Here is a 20,434-nt window from a genome sequence, read left to right as displayed (position 1 = left end):
GACCCGTTAATCGTGCGACTTTTCCGCCCGGTCCAAGTCCTCGCTAGGGTCGCGGGTGAGGTCCGCGTGCAGAAACGAAACCGATTCGGGAAGCGAGAGGCGAAAATCAGCCTCCCGTCGGACGGCGACGCGCAGGTCCTCACCCGCGCAGTCGAGAAGATGTCCCCCCAGCGTGCGATCTTCGGACAGGAAATGCAAGTGGTACCCCGCGACAAGTACCGACTGCATATAGCTGGGCGACCAAAACCCGACCAAGGACCCGCGAACGTTGGCAAACTCGAACTCGCGCTGGTTCGATGCCGCCTCCACCAGCGGGACGCCCTCGGGGGTCAACCGCACCGTCCGGGTTCGCATCGAGGTGAACATTCCCTGCACGTGAACGGAGTAGAAAACGTTCGCCGAGTCGCGAAACGCGTCGATTTCGGCCTCCAATTGCGCCAAAGAGTCGCAATTCTCGACCGATTTCCACTCATTCGGCTCCGAAAAGCGCGTGATCATCGCATAGGGGCTCATCTCCTCGTCGGAGGCTTCGGAAACCGTCCCGTCGTCGCGCACCTGGTAGAAGTGCCCGTCAAGGACGACCATTTCCCCATCAAGATTGACGAACGTTCCCAAGCCGAAGTCGCCGTGCTCGCGCAGAAGGCCGATGGTGACATCCCCACCATAGATCCCCTCGACGAGGGCTCCCGCGGTCGAGACTTGAAAGAGCGTGGCGTGGTCGACTTGCAGGTACTCGGCCAGCGCGTGCCGAACGATATGCCCAACCGACTCCCCCGTCTCCCGACGGCGTCTCTCCAGGGCCTGGGAAAGGGACGTCGAGATCCGGCACGAAAGAGGGACCGCCGCGCGTGGATTGTCGTGGTGCATGATCGCGACCTCTCCCCAAGACGCTCTTTCCGAACTGGAACCGCCGCCAACGAGTTCATGGAGAGGAAATCGACGAAATCACGCGATTTCCTCTCCGCGATGGCCGAAGAGTACTCGATACGAACCCCGCGAACCGAGAAACGACGTGAGGCCGGCCGACCGCGTCAGCCGATGAGCGCGGCCCAAACGCCCCTCGCTCGAATTCTAGCGGTTGACCGAACGCCGGGTTCGGGAGGACTGGGTCTTCCGAGGAAGACAAAAAGTTCTCAGGCAATCCGCCCCACGTTTTTTTGCCCACGCTTGAAGAGATTTCAGAGGGAATCTAAAATCGGCAGGGCTGCGTTCGCGTGTTTCGCGGGGGGAGTGTGCGGCCATCGTGATCACCAAGTCTCCGGAATAACCCGTCGTGAATGCCTCAATCCATCTGCTCAACGGGAACAACGCGGGCCAACGCGTCGAACTGACGACCGAGACCGTTCGCATGGGGCGCCACCCAGACTGTGAAGTGGTCATCGATGCCAGTTCCGTCAGCCGCTTTCACGCCCGATTGATCCGCGACGGCGATCAATACCTCATCGAAGACTTGAAGAGCCGCAACGGAACCTACGTCAACGGCCAACGCGTCGAGGGGACAGTGCCCCTTCGCGACAATGATCGCGTGAAGATCTGCGAGACGCTTCTCGTCTACAACGGGATCGGGTCGACGTCGCCCAGCACGGGGATTCCCCAACGCCCCGAAGAGAGTGACCTGCAGGTCGAGGAGTCCGAGGACAACGCCTCGGCAACCGTGCTGACATCGCTCGACGCGCGCCGTAGCTCCGAGTCCTTCGCGAGCGTCAATCCGGAGGCCAAGCTTCGCGCGATGATCGAGATCAGCCAGGCGATCGGCCAAACCCTCGAACTCGACGCTCTCTTCCCCAAGATTCTCGACAGCCTTTTCGGCATCTTCCCCCACGCCGACCGGGCGATGCTCCTGATCCGCGATGGCAACGGCCGACTCATCCCCCGCGCCGTCAAGCACCGCCGCGAAAGCGAGGACACCGTTCGCTATAGCCGGACGATCGTCGAAGCGGCTCTCGACGAGCGCAAAGCGATCCTCTCGGCGGACGCGGCCAGCGACGAGCGTTTCGCCATGAGCCAGAGTATCGCGGAATTCCGAATCCGCTCGGTGATGTGCGCCCCGCTGCTCGCCCAAGACCAGGACGCTCTCGGCGTCATCCAGATTGACACGCAAAGCACGCACGAACGCTTCGAGGAAGACGATCTGCAGATCCTCGTCAGCGTCGCGTCCCAAGCCGCCGTCTCGCTGCTGAACGCGCAAATGCACGAAGACGTACTGCGCCAACAGCGAACCGAGCAGGAACTCGCGTTCGCGCGCCGCGTTCAGACCGCTTTTTTGCCGCAAGAGATGCCGGAACTCGACGGCTACAGCTTCTGGGCCTACTACGAGGCCGCCGGCCAAGTCGGCGGCGACTACTACGACTTCGTCAAGCTCTCCAACGGAAACCAAGCGGTCATCCTCGGCGACGTTTCCGGGAAGGGCGTTCCCGCGGCGTTGATGATGTCGAAAGTGACCAGCGACACGAAAGTGAGCCTGTTGAGCCTCGCCGACAATCCTCCCGAGGCAATGGGGCGAATCAACAACGCGATCTGTTCGGCGGGTCTCGACGACCGTTTCATCACGATGGCGATCTGCGTCATCGACCCGACCACCCACAAAATCACGATGGTCAACGCCGGCCACATGTCGCCGATGATCTTGAAGTTGGATGGTTCCGTCGCCGAGCCGGCGGGTGACGACATCGCCGGTCTCCCCGCGGGCGTAATGGACGACTTCGACTACGAATCGACCGAGGTCGTCTTGGAGCCGGGCGAAACCGTCGTCCTCTTCAGTGATGGCGTCGACGAGGCGATGAATTCCAAGAACGAGCAGTATGGATTGGTGAGGCTGCGAGAGGTGGTCGCCTCGGGCCCGCGCGTGCCCGGAGAGCTCGGCCCGCACATTCTCGCCGACGTCCAGAAGCACGTCGCCGGCTACAAGCAGAGCGACGACATGACGATGGTCGCCTTCGGCCGCAATGCGAATTGAAGAGGCGTCTTCGCAGGCGTTTGTTCCCCTCTCCCCGTGGGAGAGTGAGCCTTTTGTTCCCCTCTCCCCGTGGGAAAGTGAGCCTTTTGTTCCCCTCTCCCCGTGGGAAAGTGAGCCTTTTGTTCCCCTCTCCCCGTGGGAAAGTGAGCCTTTTGTTCCCCTCTCCCCGTGGGAGAGTGAGCCTTTTGTTCCCCTCTCCCCGTGGGAGAGTGAGCCTTTTGTTCCCCTCTCCCCGTGGGAGAGGGGTTAGGGGTGAGGGGGTTTGGGTTCAACAAATCGCCTCCTCTACGCAGGCGTTTGCTCCCCCCGGTTGGGCAGCAGTGCCGCTCCGCGACTGGGAGAAGTCCCAAGTCAACCAACCACTCGCCAATCGGGACCAGTCGGTGGGCCACCGCGTTGGATCAATCGCGTGCGCCGCTTCCCGCCCATACGCAACGACCATGACGCCAGAGTCCATCTTGCCTGAATCCGCCACGATCATACGCTGTCATACTCATTTGCCGAGTGAGCCATTCATCCGGCGGCGGCCGCGACTCGTATAACAAGAAATGATGAATACTGACGAGCTTCCTCCAGGAGCCAAACAATGCTTCCCCTGAAATTCCTCCTCTCCCCGCCCGCGATGTTCGCTTTGGGGGCCGTGGCGGCCAATGTCTTCAAATCCGAAGGCATCAAGCAATCCGTTCGCACGGCACTGCGCGGCACCATCAAGGGTGGACTTGTCCTCAAGGACCAAATCGAGGCGATCGCCGACAACGTGCGTGAGGAACTCGAGGACGTGACCGCCGAGGCCAAAGCCGAGCTCGATTCGTCCAAGGACTCGGAGAGCACCGGATCCCCCAATCCCGGAGTGTGACGCTTGGTCATCCCGCTGTCGATCGTCGGCGAACCGAGAATTCGGTCCGCCATCCCCGGACGGATTCGTTGGGACGTCGCGGCGCTGCGCGATCGTCCCGACTTGGCCCGCGGCCTTGCCGCCATCCTCGCCGGCCAAGAGGGAATCCAAAGCGCCGAAGCCAACCCGAGAACGGGTCGGCTATTGGTCCACCATGGGGAGAGCTGGACGCCGTCGGCCTTGACCGATCTGGTCGCCGACGCCCTCTCCAACGGGGCGGCCCACGCGGTCCCCGAACACGGTCATGATCACGATCACGAGAACACCTCCTGTGCTCCCTCCTCGGGATGTTCTCACGATCACGATCACGACAGCGACGAACAACTCGAAAGCTATGTCCGCAACTTGACGATCGGGGGCGTCGTCCTCGCCGGGATCGGTATCAAGCGACTCCTGCTGGGGCCAAGTGTCTTGGCGGGGAGTCCGGTCCTCTTCGCGGTCAGCGCCCTGGCGACCATCGTTTCGGGCTACCCCTTCATCCGCGGGGCGCTGCGTAGCGCTAGCGGCGAGTCGGGCATCAACACCGACACTCTGGTCGGCTCGGCGACGATCGCCAGCATCCTCATGCGCGAGAACGTCACCGCGCTGACGGTGATCTGGCTACTTAACCTCGGCGAGTATCTGCAAGCGATCACGCTTCGACGAACCCGCCGGGCCATTCGCCAGTTGCTCGAGGTCGAGGACGAGGAGATTTGGCTCGTCGTCGGGGAATCGGGTCAAACCGAGATCCGTCGCCCCTTGGCCGAGGTCGTGCCGGGCAACACCCTCGCGGTCTACGCGGGCGAGCGCATCCCCGTCGATGGCAAGATCTCCGCTGGCGCCGGGACCATCAACGAGTCTCCCATCACCGGCGAGAGCATGCCGGTCCTGAAGAACCCCGGTGATCAGGTCTTCGCCGGCACCGTCCTGCTCACCGGGGATCTCAAGATCGCTGTCGAGAAGGTCGGCGACGAGACCGCGGTCGGCCGCCTCATCCAACGGGTCGAGAAAGCGCAAGCCCTCAAGGCTCCGATCCAGACCATCGGCGAGCGATTCTCGGCGAAATTCGTCCCGGCTTCCTTCATTCTCGCCGGTGTCGTCTTCGTGGTGACGGGAGACTTCTCCCGAGCCTTGACGATGCTGCTGGTGGCTTGCCCTTGCGCCGCGGGACTCGCGACGCCCACGGCGGTCAGCGCGGCGATCGGGAACGCCGCCGGTCGAGGCATTCTCATCAAGGGGGGCACCCATCTCGAGGCCGCCTCGCGACTGGATACGATGGTCTTCGACAAGACGGGAACGCTCACCGTTGGGCTGCCGGGCGTCGAACGGGTCGTCTCCCTGGTCAGTGACGTCACCGCTCAGGAAGTGCTGGCGCTTGCCGCTTCGGGCGAACTCCACTCGCAACATCCGTTGGCGCTGGCCGTCGTCCGACATGCGACCGAACAGGAAATCGTCATCCCCCCGCACGAGGAGTGCGAGATCATCGTCGGCCGGGGGATGAAGGCGATCGGTCCGAACAACCGGGTCCTCGTCGGCAATCAGTTGCTCCTTGAGCAGTTCGGCGTCACCATCCCCGAGGAGGCGGCCGCGCTCTACCAGAAGCACGCGCAAGCGGGCGAGACGATGATGTACATCGTCCATCAGGATCGGCTCATCGGCTTGATCGGCGTTCGCGACAAGATCCGCCCCGAGGCGGCCGACGCCCTCGAGGGTCTGCGCCGCGAGGGGATCGGTCAGCTCTTGATGCTCACCGGCGATGGGGAGGAAGCCGCCTCCTCGGTCGCGTCGATCGTCGGGCTAACCGCGTGGCGATCGCGTCTGCTGCCCGAGGAGAAGTACGAGACGATCGAACGACTCAAGGAACAGGGTCACCGCGTCGCGATGGCCGGAGACGGAATCAACGACGCCCCCGCGTTGGCGCGAGCCGATGTCGGGATCGCGATGGGGACCGCCGGCTCGGACGTGGCGATCGAAGCGGCCGACATCGCGCTGGCAGCGGACGATCTTCGCCAGATCACGACGACCGTTCGCTTGAGTCGGCAGACGATTCAGATCATTCGCGAGAACTACGCGATGGCGTTGGGCGTCAACTCGATCGGGGTCGCGATCGGAGCTTTCGGGGTGATCAATCCCTTCATCGCCGCGGCACTGCACAACTTGAGCACGCTGCTGGTCGTCATCAACTCGGCGCGTCTGATTACCTACAACCCCTCGCCGCGCAAGCGACCGAATCCCGCCGAGACATCACCGGGAGGTTGACGCGTTCCCCTAACGCTTGGCGTATCTGGCATGCCCACGCAGGCGTGAGTCTTTTCAGCATGCCCACGCAGGCGTGAGCATGGCACCCCAAACCATGACGGGATGGCCCCCAGGAGGAAGGGATCGATCACTCGACACCTTGCGATGACTGATGTCACCGGCTCGCGGGAGGTCGATCGGCGAGCGAGTCGTTGGGAGCCCCTGATCGGCGAGTTCGGAAAAGTCTCGGAAAAGGGCCGCGAATCCGCATTGACCCCTTTTTTGTCCCATGCCATAAGCACGACGTCGGTACTCGAACTCCATGGTCCTGCAACTCTGACGTTTGCCGACAGCCGATCCTGTCTTCGCTCAGCCGAGGATGCGATCGGCCCTTTCCAACATCCCACGATTTCTGCACCTTCACATACTTCTTGAGTTTTCCCCCGCGACCATGGATCTTTTCTTGACGTGCTTTTTTACCGCGAACCCGAGTGCTCCAACCGCGACTCGATCGCCGCGAGCATCTTCTCCTGATGCGGATCGAGGTTGCCGCGATCGACGAGCCGGAGAAAGCCTCGCGTCGCTTTGGGTTTGTTGGAGATGACCGCGAACCGCGCCGCCTCGAGAGCGAGCGACGTGGGACGTTTCCGCGCCTTGATCGCCTCGCGGTAAGCGCTCAAACTCGCGGCGACGACCTTCTCCGACGCGAAGAGCCTGGCCATTCCGATCAGGACCTTGGGAGTCAATCCGACGTCCCCCTCCTCCGACGTCGCTTGCCGATACCACCGCTTGAGCTTCACGCGTTGGTCTTCGTCGATGTCCTCGACGCGGACGGTCTCGCGAAAAAAGTCGTTGAGCGCCCTGGTCGCCGAGCGGGCCGCGGCCGGCGGTCTGTTCGCCGCCTCCGGTTTGCTCGCGGCGTTGCCCTCTTCTCCATCAAGGGGAATCGGGTCGTCCGGCATGGTCCGCAGCAAGACCGGTTCCGGTTCCGCGACAACTTGCGCTCTCTTGCGACGATCGCTCGGCCGCTTCCCCTTCTTCACCCGCGGCAACTCGGCATCGAAGTAGGCGCTGAGCAAGTCGTGACCATCCGACTCGACCCATCCGAGCTTGAGCATCAGGATCCCCAGTCCGAACCCCAGCAGGGATCCCGCGAGATGGGCCCCGTAGGCGACCGGCGAGGAGTCGCCTCCCACGAACTGGCCGTAGAGATCGAACGCGAACCACGCGCCGACCACCACCAACGCGGGGCACTCGAAGACGCCGACCCGAACGAAGTAGAAGATCCAGACAAGCCAACCGATGCGCACGTCGTTGCGGGGATAGAGCGCCGCCACCATACCGGTGACCGCGCAAACGCCGCCGCTGGCGCCGATCACCGGGGCGTCGCTGAGCAGCACGTGACCGAGCCCCGAGACGATGCATCCCGCCAGGAAGAAACCGAGATAGCGTAGTTGCCCGAGCTCGCTGTTGAGCGCAGAGCCGAAGCAGAAGAGAAAGAGCATGTTGCCGAAGAGGTGAAGAAATTCGAGATGCAAGAACGCGTAGGTGACCAGCGTCCAAGGGCGGTAGGCCCAGCCGATCTTCTCGGGCAACTCGAAGAGGATTCCCTCCTGGTCGACGATGTCCAAGCCGAACTCGGCCCAGCCGGGAAAGAGCATCAAGAGGACAAACCAGACGCCGGGAAAGAAGATCGTCGCGAGGAAGACGAGGGTGCAAATGGCGATCAAGCCAACGTTGACCCAGGGTAGGCGTTCGAAGACCTTGTCGAACCCGATCGGGAGAAAGAAGAACATTCCGAGCCTCGTCCAGGCCTTTCGCCCCAACTGGCAAGCGTTGTCGACGCGCGTTCGCTCGCGCCGCATGCCAATAGTCCGGCAGGCCCAATCAATGGTCGTCACGTTCCCGCGGCTACCATCATACCTCGCGGCAAGCGATCGTCGAGCGACTTCGGTCAACAACACTCCCTTCCCCTCGCCCTCCCGACTCGCGTCGACTACATTGGCTTCGGGGGGAGGCGCGGGCCCAATCGCGTTGGGACGCGAGACGACAGGCGTGGTTCGCATCGGGGAACGTCGATTCGATGGGCGATGCCGCACAGAAGCCGAGACCGGGTACTTCAGGTTCACCAACGACGCCTCCCGCGTCGTCATTCAATTCGATCGAGGGCAACCCGATCGACTTCGTCCTCGACTCCGAGCAGAGCCTTCAGACCGAGACCGAGCAGCTCCTGCGCGACCGCTTGCGGACCGCCGCCACCCTCCTGACGATCATCCTGCTCACGTACTTGCTGCTCTATCTGCTCCGCGCCCCCTATCGCGACATGCTCAACAAGGTCGACGGCATTGCCGCGGGCGTCACGGTCTTCTTGACCTCGATGATCACCGGCTTCCTCTGGTACCGTCGCGTCTTCACCATGCTGACATTGCGGCTGGTCGAGCATCTACTGTTCGGGTTTACCGCGGTCTTTCTCGCCTGGACGCAGATCAGTTGGTTCCATCAGGGCTGGGTGGTGGGCTACGCGGCCAAGGGTCACGAATTGACCGTCGAGCTTTTGGCGGCCTCGAGCGCCGTCTACTCGTGGTTCATCCTGATCGTGCTCTACGGAGCCTTCATCCCCAACACCTGGAAGCGGGCGGTCTGCGTCCTCTCCGTCCTGATGATGATGCCGTTGGCCGTCAGCGCGGTCGCGGCGTACGTCGACACCAACGCGAAGATCGACCATCTCGACGAGATCCTCGTCGAGCAGGCGACGCTGATGCTCACCGCCGGAGCGATCGCGATTTACAGCTCCCATCGTCTGACGGAACTGCGGCTCGAAGCCCACGAAGCCAAGCGGTTGGGGAAGTATCGACTCGGGCAAAAGCTCGGCGCCGGTGGGATGGGGGAAGTCTACCTCGCCGAACATAGCCTGATTCGTCGACCGTGCGCGGTGAAGCTGATCCACCCCAGCCAATCGAGGGATCGAGTCCTTCTGCGCCGCTTCGCCCGCGAGGTGCAAGCGACCGCGGCGCTGACTCACTGGAACACCATCGAGATCTACGACTTCGGCTACGCCAACGACGGGACCTTCTACTACGTGATGGAGTACCTGCCGGGGCTGAACCTCAATCAGCTCGTCCGTAGTTATGGCCCTCAGCCGCCTGGCCGCGTCGTCCACATTGTTCGGCAAGCGTGCGCCGCCCTCAACGAGGCCCACCAACGGGGGCTGATTCACCGGGACATCAAGCCGGGCAATCTCATCATCGGTCCGCGCGGCGGCATCCCCGATATCGTCAAGATCCTCGACTTCGGGCTGGTGCTCGTTCCCGAGGAGTCGCGGGTCAACCCCAAACTGACAATGCACGGCCAAGTCGCCGGCTCCCCCGCCTACATGGCGCCCGAACAAGCGAGCGGCACGGGGGTCTACGGACCGCAGAGCGACCTCTATTCCTTGGGGGCGGTCGCCTACTGGCTGCTGACGGCGAACTTGGTTTTCGACCGAACGACGGCCATGATGATGATGGCCGCTCACATCAACGAGACGCCCGCGGTTCCGAGCCAGCTCCGTGCCGACACGCCGCGCGACCTGGAGAAGGTCGTCATGCGATGCCTCGAGAAGGACCCCGCCGATCGTTTTGCGAGTGCGAAGGAACTCGATTTGGCGCTGTCGCAGTGCGCCTGCGCGAACGACTGGCCCCAAGAGCGCGGGGAACGATGGTGGAGGGAGAACGCTCAGATCCTCGATCGGAGGCAGGACGATGACGAGTCAAATCCCAGACTTGATAGCACCCTGACGCGCAATGCGTCGTCGAGCACGGGGTGAGCGTCTTGGTGGCGCCGAGCACGCTCACGCAGGCGTGGGGTCTCGTTGCACGCTCACGCAGGCGTGGGGTCTCGTTGCACGCTCACGCAGGCGTGGGGTCTCGTTGCACGCTCACGCAGGCGTGAGCGTGGCCCCAGCAGCAAGCGTTAGTTGGCGGCTTCGATGCTCGTAAGGGCCTGCTTCGCCGCTTGCTGAACCATCGCGTCGCCAGTCTTGGCCAGTTCGCGAAGCCGGCCCGCCGCGGGCTTGGCCGACGCTCCGATTCTGCCCAAAACCTCGGCGGTGTACCGCTGCACGTCGCGATTGTCGCTGCCCAACGTCTTGGTCAAGTAACTGATCGAGGCTCCGTCGTCGCCCGAGATGCTCGTCAGCGCATAGGCGGCATTGACGCGCGAGATCTCATCGTCGCGCTCAAGCACCGACTTGACCAACCCCTGGACTCCAAGCCCCAACGACTTGGGCGGCGGAAGCTCACCGGCCATTAGGCTCGTCAGCCTCGGAATCGCCTCTTCGGCTTCGGGACCGAGTTCGCCCAGCGCGAGCGCGGAATTCGACCGGATCACGGGATTGTCGGCGCTGAGTGCCTTGGTGAGCGCGGGTACCAGGATGTCCCGTGGCCCCGTCCCAATATTGGCGATCGCTTGCGACGCCGCGACACGGACTTCGCGATGATTCGATTCGAGTGCCTTCACCAGTGCCGGGATCGCGTCGGTCGCCGAGTCTCCCATCTCCCCAAGCCCGAGGCAAGCGGCGACTCTCGTCTCGGGATAGCCCTTCTCCAGCGAAGTGATCAGCGGCTTCATGCCCTCCTCGCCCATGGATGCGAGTGCCTGCGCCGAGAGACGACGGACCTCCTGGTTGGCATCGCCAAGAGACTCCGCGAGCAACGGAATAGCGCGTTTGGCCTTGGGCCCCATCTCCCCCAAACGGCGCGCACCGTACTGCCGCAAGTCGACTTGCTTGCTTTGGAGATCCCTCATCAGACCTTCGACCGGATCCCGGTTGAAACAACCGGCGACCCCGAAAATCGCCATCAAGAGCACGGCGTTGCGCATCGACTCCTCCACGGAAACCCTATCCGGTTGATGGGAAGGACTCCCAGGTGAATGCATGAGAACTTAGAAAGACGAGTGTCCGGCCCGAAGTCAGCGTACGGCTCGGCGCCCTTGCGATTATGGGGAGATGAAGGCGTTCTGAACAACAGGAACCATGAGGAACAAAAAAGAAGACCCGACCGCTCCCATGATCCGAGGATCACGTTTGCGATCGGGCCTTCCAGCGCAGGAGGGGTCAAGAGGCGACGTCTTGTCGTCTGCCTCCACCTGCTAATACGTCCCGCCGGCGAGCGAGCGTTGGCGCCCTTCATGAAGAGATGATCCTTTTTCTTGAGCGAGAGAGAAGTTCCCTCATCAAACCCGTGCCCGGAGCGTTGGCGCGATCATGGCAACATCAGCAAACTTCCGCTTTGGTCGCGGCGAACGCTTTGAGCCTGGGCTCCGGAAAGATTGACCGCCCGTAGATCGGTCCGCTGGGAAACGCGAGCCGCGTCGAACGTCGCGCCGAAGACGTCGGCGCCGTGGAAGTTCGCGCCGCGAAGATCCGCCTCGGTGAGATCGGCCGCATGGAAGAAGGCTTGGCGAAAGTCGACGCCACGAAGTCGCGCTTCGCGTAGCGTCGCTTGGCTGAGGTTCGCGTGGCGAAAATCGGCCCGGACTCGAATGCGAGCCTCTCGGAGATCTGCCCCCGTGAAATCGGCGTGGCGGGCATCGACATGATCGAGGTAGGCTCCTCGAAGATCCCCATGAATGAGATAGGCTCCCCCCAGGAGGGCGGACGACAAGTCGGCACCGCTCAGATCGGCGTCGCTAAGGTCGGCTCCGCTCAAGTCGGCGGCCCGAAGGTTGGCCCGAGCGAGGTTCGCGCTGCTCAAATCGACCCCTTGAAGCGACGGACGCCAAGCCGGCGCCAACCACTGCGCGACCATCCGGTAGCGATTCCACCGAGTGACCGACTCGCGCAGCAGATCGCACGTCAGGAGGCGCTCGGGAGATCGAATAAGCAATTGGAGTGGCGCGAACATCCTTCCCTCGAGAAGCGAAGTAACGAAAGCAGCGTTCACGTTACGACAAGCCAAGTGCCGCGGCTCAATCGCTCTCGCGTGGGCACCGATGGGAGTATCCCTCCCTTGTGGAGACGACGAGCGTTGTTCTATTCTAGGGGCGGCGCATCGCGTCGCCGTTGACTCGACGCGGGGGGCGTATAGCTTCATCAACGGAGTGACTACTCGGCACGAAAGGGAAATTCGGATGACCCGCTTCGGACTGCCCAACGGCTTGGATGCGATCGCGCGACTTCGGGACGAGATGGACAAGGTCTTCGCCAACGTCTTGCGTGAGGTTCCCTCACTCGGATCGGCAATACCGAGCATCCTCGAGTCGCAGCCGCGACTGAACATGTGGGAAGACGAGTCGACGCTCTTCGTGGAGGCGGAAGTTCCCGGACTCAAGCTTCAGGAACTGGACGTCTACGCGAAAGACGACGAGCTGACGATCGCCGGAGACCGGTCGGCACCGGAACAAGCGGAAAGCGACTTTCGCACGCGCGAGCGGGCTCACACCAAGTTCCGTCGCGTGGTCCGTCTTCCCGTGCCCATCAATCCCGAGTTGATCGAGGCTCGGCTTCAGCAAGGGATTCTGACGCTGACCATGCCCAAGGCCGAATGCGCCAAACCGAAGAAGATCGACGTCAAACTTGGCTAAAGGAGCAGGCGATGAGTTCGACAGGTTCCCCCAAGACATCTCCCAGCATCGAAGTCACCGCTCCGATCGACGTGATCGCTTCCGAACAGGAGTTGGTGATCCGCGCGGATCTGCCCGGATCGAGCGTCGAGTTGATCGACGTCCGCTTCGACGAAGGAACGCTCAGCCTTCGGGCCACCATTCCGCCGCGTCAACTCGAGTCGACGGCATACCTCTTGCGCGAGTTCGCCCCGACGGTCTACACCCGAAGCCTCGAGATCGGCGAGCAGTTCGACCTCGACCAGGTCAGTGCGGACTACGAGTCAGGCGTGCTGACGCTCCGCCTCCCCGTGGTCCAAGCCAAGAAGCCGCGGCGAGTCCCCATCACCGGAGGCTGACCCGGCAAAGGCGTAGAATGAGACGAAAGAGTCCCCCGACGTCGAGCAGGTTTCACCGACTGGCCGCCGGCCATTGGTACCCGAAACCTCAGGGAACGGACAGAGTCCTCGAATTCGCGGAAGGAGGCAATGATGCCGCTGCGTGACCTGTTGACAAAGAGTCCGAAGGAAGAGCCGTCCGAGTCGGCCGTCAAAAAGCTCAAGGGAGAGATGGAACGCATCTTCGATCGGATCGTCGACGAGGGCGTGCATTTGCACGATAGCTTCTTCGGATCGACGGGTGAATGGCTCCCCGCCGTCGACGTCAGCGAAACGGTCGAGGAAGTCATCGTCATCGCCGAACTCCCTGGCGTCGATCCAGCGACGTTGGACGTCACGATTCAGGGCCAAACGCTCGCCATCGCCGGCGAGAAGAAGCCACGGGTACTCGCTTCGGAGGAGAAAGTCCACGAGACGGGATGCCGCTACGGGTGCTTCATCCGCCGCGTGACCCTTCCCGTCGATGTCGACGATTCCAAGACCGACGCGACCTTCGCCAACGGCGTGTTGACGCTACACATCGCCAAGGTGGTCACGAATCCGGGAAAGCGTATCGACATCCAAGCGGCGAGCGCCCCCTTCCCAGGCGACGATCCCCTGGCCTCGACCAGTTGCTAAGGCACCGTCAAGACCTGATGTTCGGGTGCCGCTGGCTGCTTGTCAGCCAGTGAGAAGCGATCATGCGTTCCCCACCCGATCTCTAGTGTTTGACGAAGCACTTGTGCTCAGTCCCAACTTGACGTTGGTGTTTGTGCGCCCCCAACCCTTTGGCACTGGCTGACAAGTAGCCAGTGGCCCTCCCAAGACTTAGATGGACCAGTTCACTAGGGTCCTGAATGGTAAGTTCGTTTCATGAAAGCTCGCTCCCCACTCGCTCGGGAGTGTGCTGAGTCAGAGGCTTTTCCAACCGATGATCGACTCTTGAGCCGAGCCCGAGGGCGTTGGTTCTCTTCCACCCCGTTCACGTGCGACCCCGATCATGGCGATCGGGCGCCAAGTCCTCCAGTCACCGACCAAACGCATGGCTTCGCCCATCTCCCAGGAAAAGGACGAACTTCGCCTGCAAGCGCGCCGGCGGCGCCGCGCCCTCGCCCATCGCGAAGAACGGAGTGTCCAGATCGCCAGTCGGGTTCAATCTCTCCCGGAGTACTCGGGCGCGAAGAGCCTTCTGGCATACGTCGGCATCGCGAGCGAGGTCGGCACCGGGGTGTTGATCGCTTCGGCAATCGCTGGAGGGATTCGCGTCGCCGTCCCTTATTGTGTCAACGACCAATTGCGGCTCTGTTGGATCGAATCGTTGGAGGAGTTGGTGCCGGGAGCCTACCGGATCCCCGAGCCCGCTCCGCATTGCCGCGAACGCTCCGACCGGATCGCGACCTTGGGGGAAGTTGACCTCGCGCTGATCCCTGGGCTCGCGTTCGACGAAAACGGAGGCCGACTCGGCCAAGGGGCGGGCTACTACGATCGCTTGCTCGAGGAGGGTCGCACCAACACGGCGCTCGTCGGACTCGCCTTCGATTGCCAGATCGTCGCGAGCATCCCCGTGGAGGCTCACGACGTCCCACTCCCGATGATCGTGACCGAGTCGCGGATCATCCGCCCGTCGGCGCCGCCCCGGTCGCCGTCGCGTAGATAAGGTAGGCGATGTAGCCAATGTAGATCGCGAAGAGGATTCCCCCTTCCAGCCGCGAGACGCGATGGTGCGTCCTCACGAAGAACCACGTCAGCAGCCCGGTGAAACACATCAACGGAAAGTCGCGTTGCAGGATCACCGTCGAGATCGCGAGGTCGCTGACGACGCCAGCACAGCCGAGAATCCCGAGCATATTGAAGATGCAACTACCGACCAGGTTGCCCAGGGCGAGGTCGGGCCGATCGCGCATCACCGCGATCACGCAGGTGAAGAGTTCCGGGGCACTGGTGCCGAACGCGACCAACGTCAAGCCGATGATCAGTTCGCTGATCCCCAGGGTCCGCGCGATCCAGACGGCCCCTTCGAGAAAGAAGTGCGAACCGACGACCATCAGCAGGAACCCACCGACCATTAGCGCGACATCGAGCAGTATCGGCGCTTTCTCGTCGGGAATCTCCTCGTCGAACTCCTTCTCGACAAGGGGCTCACGTTCTTTCCGCGCCCAATGAACCGCCAGGGCGAGATAGCCGGCCAACAGGAGCAAAAGTACGATCGCCAAGGGACGGTAGAGGATTCCCGGAAGACAAAAGAGCCACGAGATCACCATCACGGCTATCATGATCGGAATCTCGCGATCGATGAAGACCGCCGTCGAGATGACGGGGCGAACCATCGCGACGATACCCAAGGCCGCCAGGAGATTGAACAGATTGCTACCGACGGCGTTTCCGACCGTCACGTCGGTCACGTCCTGGAGGGCGGCGTAGACACTGACGACCAATTCCGGCAATGACGTGCCGATCGCGACGATCGTCAAGCCGATCACCATCGGGGTCACGCCAAGGGTTCGGGCGAGCCGCGCCGCGCTGCGGACAAGGACCTCACCGCCGTACATGAGACCGGCGATGCCGCCGACGATCTCCAGAATTGCCAGAAGCCACGACACCATCGGCTAACTAACCTCCAAGCTGGGTCCGCAAGGACTCCAGTTCGTCACGAACTTGTTCGTGCGCTTTTTCCAGTTGCTCGAGCCGGGAAGTCAAGTCGGCAACTTCCACCTGAGCCTGACTAAGTTCCGTTTCCAACTTCTCCAGACGATCGTCGGCAACGGTCGCCCCCGTTCGCGGAGGCGACGGCGCGGAGGGGGACGACGGTGACGAAGACGACGCGGGCGCCGAGGAAGCGACCTCGGCCTCGACGCGCGAGAGTTCATTGTCATTGAAGAGGAGATGGGTCCAGACGCGCCCTCTCTTCTGGCCTTCGGGGGAGAGGAGCCTCGTGAAGCCGCGCCGGGCCAGTTCCTCGAGAATGGTCTTCAGCTCATCGAGCGAGGGAATCTCGACCATGCGGCTGGCGCGGGTGCGAAGTTCTCCCTCGGTCTGGGCTCCGCGAAGGAGCAGTTCCCCGATCACCGCTCGCTGGGGCCGATCGAGCTGCCAAGCCTCTTTGATGTTGTGTTTCCAGCGTTCGGTGCGACCGCTGGCGGGGTGAACCTGGATGGCGAGGCTGGCCGACCGCAAGCGAAAGAGGGCCTCGTCGACCTCGTGGCCTTCGAGGGTCATCATCGGATGACGATTGCTCTTCTGGTTGCAAGCGGAGATCGTCGCGTTGGCGGTCAGGGGATAGTAGTCGGGGGTGCAAAAGGCTTTCTCCACGAGAACCCCCAGCACACGTCGTTCGGTTCGATCGAGTGTGCCTGGAGGCGCCATCGTCGATTCCGCGGTCGATTCGTCGTTCATCGGTTCCTCACCCAGGTCCGGAAATGGTGCGTGGAGGAGATCATAGTCGTTGAGGCCCGACCTGCCTATCGGAGTTGGTCCGCGAGTCGGCCCGAGCGCGACATGGCCCGTCGCCGGACCAACGAAGATCAACGGAGCGAGGGGGCGACCTTGACAGCCCCTTGGAGAACTCCTAAGCTACGGCGCCGGTTAAGATAGCGCACTTTTGCGTGATGGCAGGCCATCCCCCCAACTCACGCACTTTGAATCAACCCACGTCTGCGGGGCCCTCCAGTGGAAGAACATGCGGACGTCGATCTGGGCCGTCTAGCCCAGGACCTCCAACTCAAACGTCGCCAAGTCGAGGCGGCCGTACGCCTACTCGACGAGGGGAACACCGCGCCATTCATGGCGCGTTTCCGCAAGGAAGAGACAGGTAATCTCGGCGAAGAACAGATCCGAGAGGTCCAGCACCGCGTCGCCAAGCTTCGGCAGCTCGCCGAACGCCGGCAGACGATCCTGCGGACACTCGAGGCACAGGGCAACCTCACCGACGAGCTTCGCACGGCCATCGCCGGCGCGACCTCGCCCAAACGCCTTGAGGATCTCTACCTCCCCTTCAAGCCGAAGAAGCAGACGCTCGCCACCCAGGCCCGCGAACGGGGACTGGGACCACTGGCCTCGGCGATCTGGACCAACGACGAAATTGTTCGCAATTTCGACGAAGTCCTCGAACAGTCGGTCGACGCGGAACGTCAACTCGCCACCACCGCCGACGTCCGCGACGGACTCAAGCACATCTTGGCCGAAATGATCGCCGAGAACGCGGAAGTCCGGGAAGCTGCTCGGATCGCGGTCTGGGAAGGGCGCATCGTCACCACCCGCTCGGGAAGTGGCGATCCTCCTCCAGCGAAGGTGGAGCCGTCCGGCGAGGACGATGCCGGCCATCCCGACGTCGATCACACCCAGGGCGAGTTCCGCAACTACTTCTCGTACAACGAACCGCTGCGTCAGGTTCCTCCGCACCGGATTCTGGCAATCAACCGCGGCGAAAAGCTCGGCATCATCAAAGTTCGCATCGACGTCGAACGCCCCAAGATCATCGAAGCGATCCGAAGCCGACTCCCGCTCGAGGACCATCCCCACGCAGCGTTCCTCATCGAATGTGCCGAGGACGGCCTCGACCGACTCCTACTCCGAAGTCTCGAACGCGAAGTTCGCACCGAGTTGACCGACGTCGCCGAGGAACATGCCATCGGCGTCTTCGCGAGAAATCTTCGCAACCTGCTCCTGCAACCGCCGATCCGCGACAAACGCGTCCTCGCGATCGACCCCGGCTATCGTACCGGGTGCAAATACGCGGTCCTCGACGAGATCGGCAATCCGCTCGCCGAGGGCGTCTTCCACCCGCATGCCAGGCGGAAGAAGAAGCGAAAGAAGCGCAAACGTTCGGGTGATCGGTCAACCCCCACCGCGGCGGCGACACCCGATGGAGCCATCGACGCGGTGTCGTCCGTGTCGGACGCCGAGTCGATCGTGATCATGACCGAGGCGCCGCAGTCCTACGAGACGTTGATTTCGACGACCGACGTGGCAACGGCACCTTTGGAGAGTCTCCCCACGGAGTCACCGTTGGAAAACGCGCCCCAGCCGACGGGCGAGGTTGAGAGTTCCTCTCCCGAGACGCAATCCGAGGAAGAGAAGAAGCCGACCGGGGACGACGATTCCGAGTCCTCGCCTCCGATTCTTCCCGCGGACTCGTTCCATCGATCCACTGACGACGAGTCCGACGAGCCCGATCAGACGCCCTTGGAAGACATGGTTTCCAAGGAACCCGAGCCGAAGTCTGAGCCGACTTCGGAGGCGATCGCTGAGCCGACTTCGGAGGTAATCGCTGGGCCGACTTCGGAGGCGGCCACGGACTCGACTTCGGAGGCGGCCACGGACGCAACTTCGGAGGCGGCCACGGACGCAACTTCGGAGGCGGCCACGGACGCAACTTCGGAGGCGGCCACGGACTCGACTTCGGAGGCGGCCACGGACGCAACTTCGGAGGCGGCCACGGACTCGACTTCGGAGGCGGCCACGGACTCGACTTCGGAGGCGATTCCGGAACCGACTGCGGGACCGGCGTCGGAGTCGGAGCCCACGGAAACGACTCCCGAGCCCGCGACGCCAGCGGCTCCCGAGGAACAACCCGCTCCGACAACCGCCGAGAGTCCCGTCGCGGAAACGGCTCCCGAGGGCGCTCCGTCCGAGTCCCCTGAGCCGTCGGCCCCGGAACCTGCCGCTGCCGACGATGGCGCCGCGAGCGAATCGACGCCCGTCGCGGAAGGGAGCTCTACCCCGCCGCCGACGGAAGGGCACGAGGGCGAAGAGCCCCCGATGCCACAGCTTTCCGAAGACGTGGACAATCAAATGCCGCGCCGCGAACGTGCCAAGCGGCTCATCGCGGAACTGTGCCGACTCCACCGAGTTAGCGTCGTGGCGATCGGCAACGGTTCGGCCTGCCGCGAAACCGAAGAGCTGATCGCGGAGGTCATCTCCGACGGACTGGCCGACTTCGAGTACTGCATCGTCAACGAAGCCGGTGCCGCCGCCTACTCGACCAGCGCCATCGGCCGAGAGGAATTCCCCAACCTCGACGCGACCGCGCGAGGAACGATTTCGATCGGCCGGAGACTTCAGGATCCGCTCAGCGAACTGGTCAAGATCGACCCGCAGAACATCGGCGTCGGACTCTACCAGCACGACATCAATCCGAAGCTCCTGCGCGAGAAACTCAGCGAAGTCGTCGAATCGTGCGTCAACTACGTCGGTGTCGACCTCAACACCGCGAGCGTGCCGCTCTTGCAGTACGTCTCCGGTCTGAACCAACTGCGTGCGCGCAACATCGTCGAGTACCGCAAGGAACAGGGCCCCTTCCCCAACCGCGAGAAACTCAAGGAAGTGCCCGGCGTCGGCCCCGCGGTCTTCACCCAGGCGGCCGGCTTCCTCAAGATCACCGGCAGCGACCAGCCCTTCGACGGAACCTGGATCCACCCGGAGAGCTACTCGACCGCCGAGAAGATCCTGGAGCAGCTACAGGAAACGCCCGCCACGATCAGCGATCGCTCGCGCACCGACGAGGTCACGCAAAAGCTCGCCGAACTCGACCGTGAAGCGACAAGCGCCGCCATCACGGTGAGTGTCACCACCGTGGACGACTTGGTCGCCAATCTCGCCCGACCGGGACGTGACCCGCGTGAGGATCTCCCCGGTCCGATCTTCCGCCGAGGCATCCTCAAGCTCGAGGACCTCTCTCCGGAGATGGAACTTCGAGGCACGGTCCTCAACGTGGTCGACTTTGGTGTCTTCGTCGATGTCGGGCTCAAGGACAGCGCGCTTGTCCACATCAGCCAGATGGCCGACCGCTTCGTTCGCAGCCCGCACGACTTGGTCTCGGTTGGCAACATCGTGACGACGTGGGTGCTCTCGGTCGACTTGGACCGCCGCCGCGTCTCGCTCACGATGATTCCTCCCGAGCAGCGAGAACAGCGCCGCGAACGTCGTCCCAAACGGGGCCGTAAGCCTCAACAGTCACCGCAAGCCTCGGAGCAATCCGACCAACAGGAGACGCGAACGGAAGGTCGCTCGGGTGGTCGTGGTCGACGTCCCTCCCAGCGTCCCCAGGGCCGGGGCCAGCAACGCCGCCGTCCCCAGACCGCTTCCCCACCATCGGTCACGGGAAAATTGCAACGGAGTTCCGCCCCAGGCGCGGAAGCCTACTCCACCCGCTCGAAGCGTCGCGACAAGGTCGAACTCAGTGACGAAGCGCTCGAGGGCAAGCAGGTTCTCCACACCTTCGGGGAACTGAAGGCGCTCTTCGAAGCCAAGAAGGACGAGCCCGACGACACAAAAGATAAGAAGGGCAAGAAAGGCAAGAAGCCGCCGGAGAAGAAGGACGACGACACGAAGGCTGCCGAGTCCGAGTAAGCGATGGGGGATCTCATCGGCCAACACGCCGCCAGGGCTCCTGGAGGGAAACGCGGCCCC

General features: G+C 62.9%; 15 protein-coding genes. 9 read left to right on the top strand and 6 right to left on the bottom strand.

Annotated elements, in window-relative coordinates:
* Window positions 1-6 precede the first annotated feature (6 nt).
* Window positions 7-867, bottom strand: coding sequence for an acetolactate decarboxylase (gene budA / locus Pan216_RS08510; RefSeq protein WP_145257509.1), 861 nt, complete (start codon window positions 865-867; stop codon window positions 7-9).
* Window positions 868-1,273: 406 nt separating this feature from the next.
* Between budA and Pan216_RS08505 the strand changes: the two genes are divergently transcribed.
* From Pan216_RS08505 to Pan216_RS08495, 3 genes are all read left to right on the top strand, one after another.
* Complete coding sequence (locus tag Pan216_RS08505; protein ID WP_145257507.1) at window positions 1,274-2,956, top strand: SpoIIE family protein phosphatase; 1,683 nt, start codon at window positions 1,274-1,276, stop codon at window positions 2,954-2,956.
* Between the two features lie 586 nt (window positions 2,957-3,542).
* Window positions 3,543-3,812 carry a DUF5132 domain-containing protein gene (locus tag Pan216_RS08500; protein ID WP_145257504.1) on the top strand — a complete coding sequence of 90 codons (270 nt, stop codon included), beginning with the start codon at window positions 3,543-3,545 and terminating at the stop codon, window positions 3,810-3,812.
* A 3-nt stretch (window positions 3,813-3,815) separates the two neighbouring features.
* Window positions 3,816-6,089, top strand: coding sequence for a heavy metal translocating P-type ATPase (locus Pan216_RS08495; RefSeq protein ID WP_145257501.1), 2,274 nt, complete (start codon window positions 3,816-3,818; stop codon window positions 6,087-6,089).
* A gap of 455 nt (window positions 6,090-6,544) precedes the next feature.
* Here Pan216_RS08495 and Pan216_RS08490 read toward each other — a convergent pair whose 3' ends face one another.
* On the bottom strand, window positions 6,545-7,864 hold the full coding sequence (locus tag Pan216_RS08490; protein ID WP_419193416.1) for a rhomboid family intramembrane serine protease: 1,320 nt from the start codon (window positions 7,862-7,864) through the stop codon (window positions 6,545-6,547).
* A gap of 287 nt (window positions 7,865-8,151) precedes the next feature.
* On the opposite strand from Pan216_RS08490, the gene Pan216_RS08485 reads away from it, so the two are divergent.
* Window positions 8,152-9,873, top strand: a complete 1,722-nt coding sequence (locus Pan216_RS08485; RefSeq protein ID WP_145257495.1) for a serine/threonine-protein kinase — start codon at window positions 8,152-8,154, stop codon at window positions 9,871-9,873.
* A 146-nt stretch (window positions 9,874-10,019) separates the two neighbouring features.
* Here Pan216_RS08485 and Pan216_RS08480 read toward each other — a convergent pair whose 3' ends face one another.
* Both Pan216_RS08480 and Pan216_RS28135 read right to left on the bottom strand, forming a co-directional pair.
* A complete protein-coding gene (locus tag Pan216_RS08480) occupies window positions 10,020-10,928 on the bottom strand; it encodes a HEAT repeat domain-containing protein (protein WP_419193415.1) in 909 nt (302 codons plus the stop codon).
* Window positions 10,929-11,311: 383 nt separating this feature from the next.
* Window positions 11,312-11,953, bottom strand: a complete 642-nt coding sequence (locus tag Pan216_RS28135) for a pentapeptide repeat-containing protein (RefSeq protein ID WP_419193414.1) — start codon at window positions 11,951-11,953, stop codon at window positions 11,312-11,314.
* 226 nt (window positions 11,954-12,179) lie between these two features.
* Between Pan216_RS28135 and Pan216_RS08470 the strand changes: the two genes are divergently transcribed.
* The 4 genes from Pan216_RS08470 (at window position 12,180) to Pan216_RS08455 (ending at window position 14,684) form a co-directional block, all read left to right on the top strand.
* A complete protein-coding gene (locus Pan216_RS08470; protein WP_419193413.1) occupies window positions 12,180-12,632 on the top strand; it encodes an Hsp20/alpha crystallin family protein in 453 nt (150 codons plus the stop codon).
* 11 nt (window positions 12,633-12,643) lie between these two features.
* Window positions 12,644-13,009 carry an Hsp20/alpha crystallin family protein gene (locus tag Pan216_RS08465; protein ID WP_419193412.1) on the top strand — a complete coding sequence of 122 codons (366 nt, stop codon included), beginning with the start codon at window positions 12,644-12,646 and terminating at the stop codon, window positions 13,007-13,009.
* A gap of 129 nt (window positions 13,010-13,138) precedes the next feature.
* Entirely contained in the window at window positions 13,139-13,666 is a 528-nt protein-coding gene (locus tag Pan216_RS08460; protein ID WP_145257482.1) for an Hsp20/alpha crystallin family protein, read from the top strand.
* Between the two features lie 361 nt (window positions 13,667-14,027).
* Complete coding sequence (locus tag Pan216_RS08455; RefSeq protein WP_145257479.1) at window positions 14,028-14,684, top strand: 5-formyltetrahydrofolate cyclo-ligase; 657 nt, start codon at window positions 14,028-14,030, stop codon at window positions 14,682-14,684.
* Here Pan216_RS08455 and Pan216_RS08450 read toward each other — a convergent pair.
* Window positions 14,641-15,630, bottom strand: a complete 990-nt coding sequence (locus Pan216_RS08450) for a calcium/sodium antiporter (protein WP_145257475.1) — start codon at window positions 15,628-15,630, stop codon at window positions 14,641-14,643. The two genes, Pan216_RS08455 and Pan216_RS08450, sit on opposite strands and share 44 nt — an antisense overlap.
* 7 nt (window positions 15,631-15,637) lie before the next feature.
* Window positions 15,638-16,420, bottom strand: a complete 783-nt coding sequence (locus Pan216_RS08445) for a DUF480 domain-containing protein (protein WP_145257472.1) — start codon at window positions 16,418-16,420, stop codon at window positions 15,638-15,640.
* A gap of 273 nt (window positions 16,421-16,693) precedes the next feature.
* On the opposite strand from Pan216_RS08445, the gene Pan216_RS28130 reads away from it, so the two are divergent.
* Window positions 16,694-20,374 carry a helix-hairpin-helix domain-containing protein gene (locus tag Pan216_RS28130; protein WP_419193411.1) on the top strand — a complete coding sequence of 1,227 codons (3,681 nt, stop codon included), beginning with the start codon at window positions 16,694-16,696 and terminating at the stop codon, window positions 20,372-20,374.
* The last annotated feature ends 60 nt before the right edge of the window (window positions 20,375-20,434 follow it).

Origin of the sequence: Kolteria novifilia (assembly GCA_007748055.1) — a bacterium.
Classification (GTDB): domain Bacteria; phylum Planctomycetota; class Planctomycetia; order Kolteriales; family Kolteriaceae; genus Kolteria; species Kolteria novifilia.
This window is presented reverse-complemented; position numbering and strand designations above follow the sequence as displayed.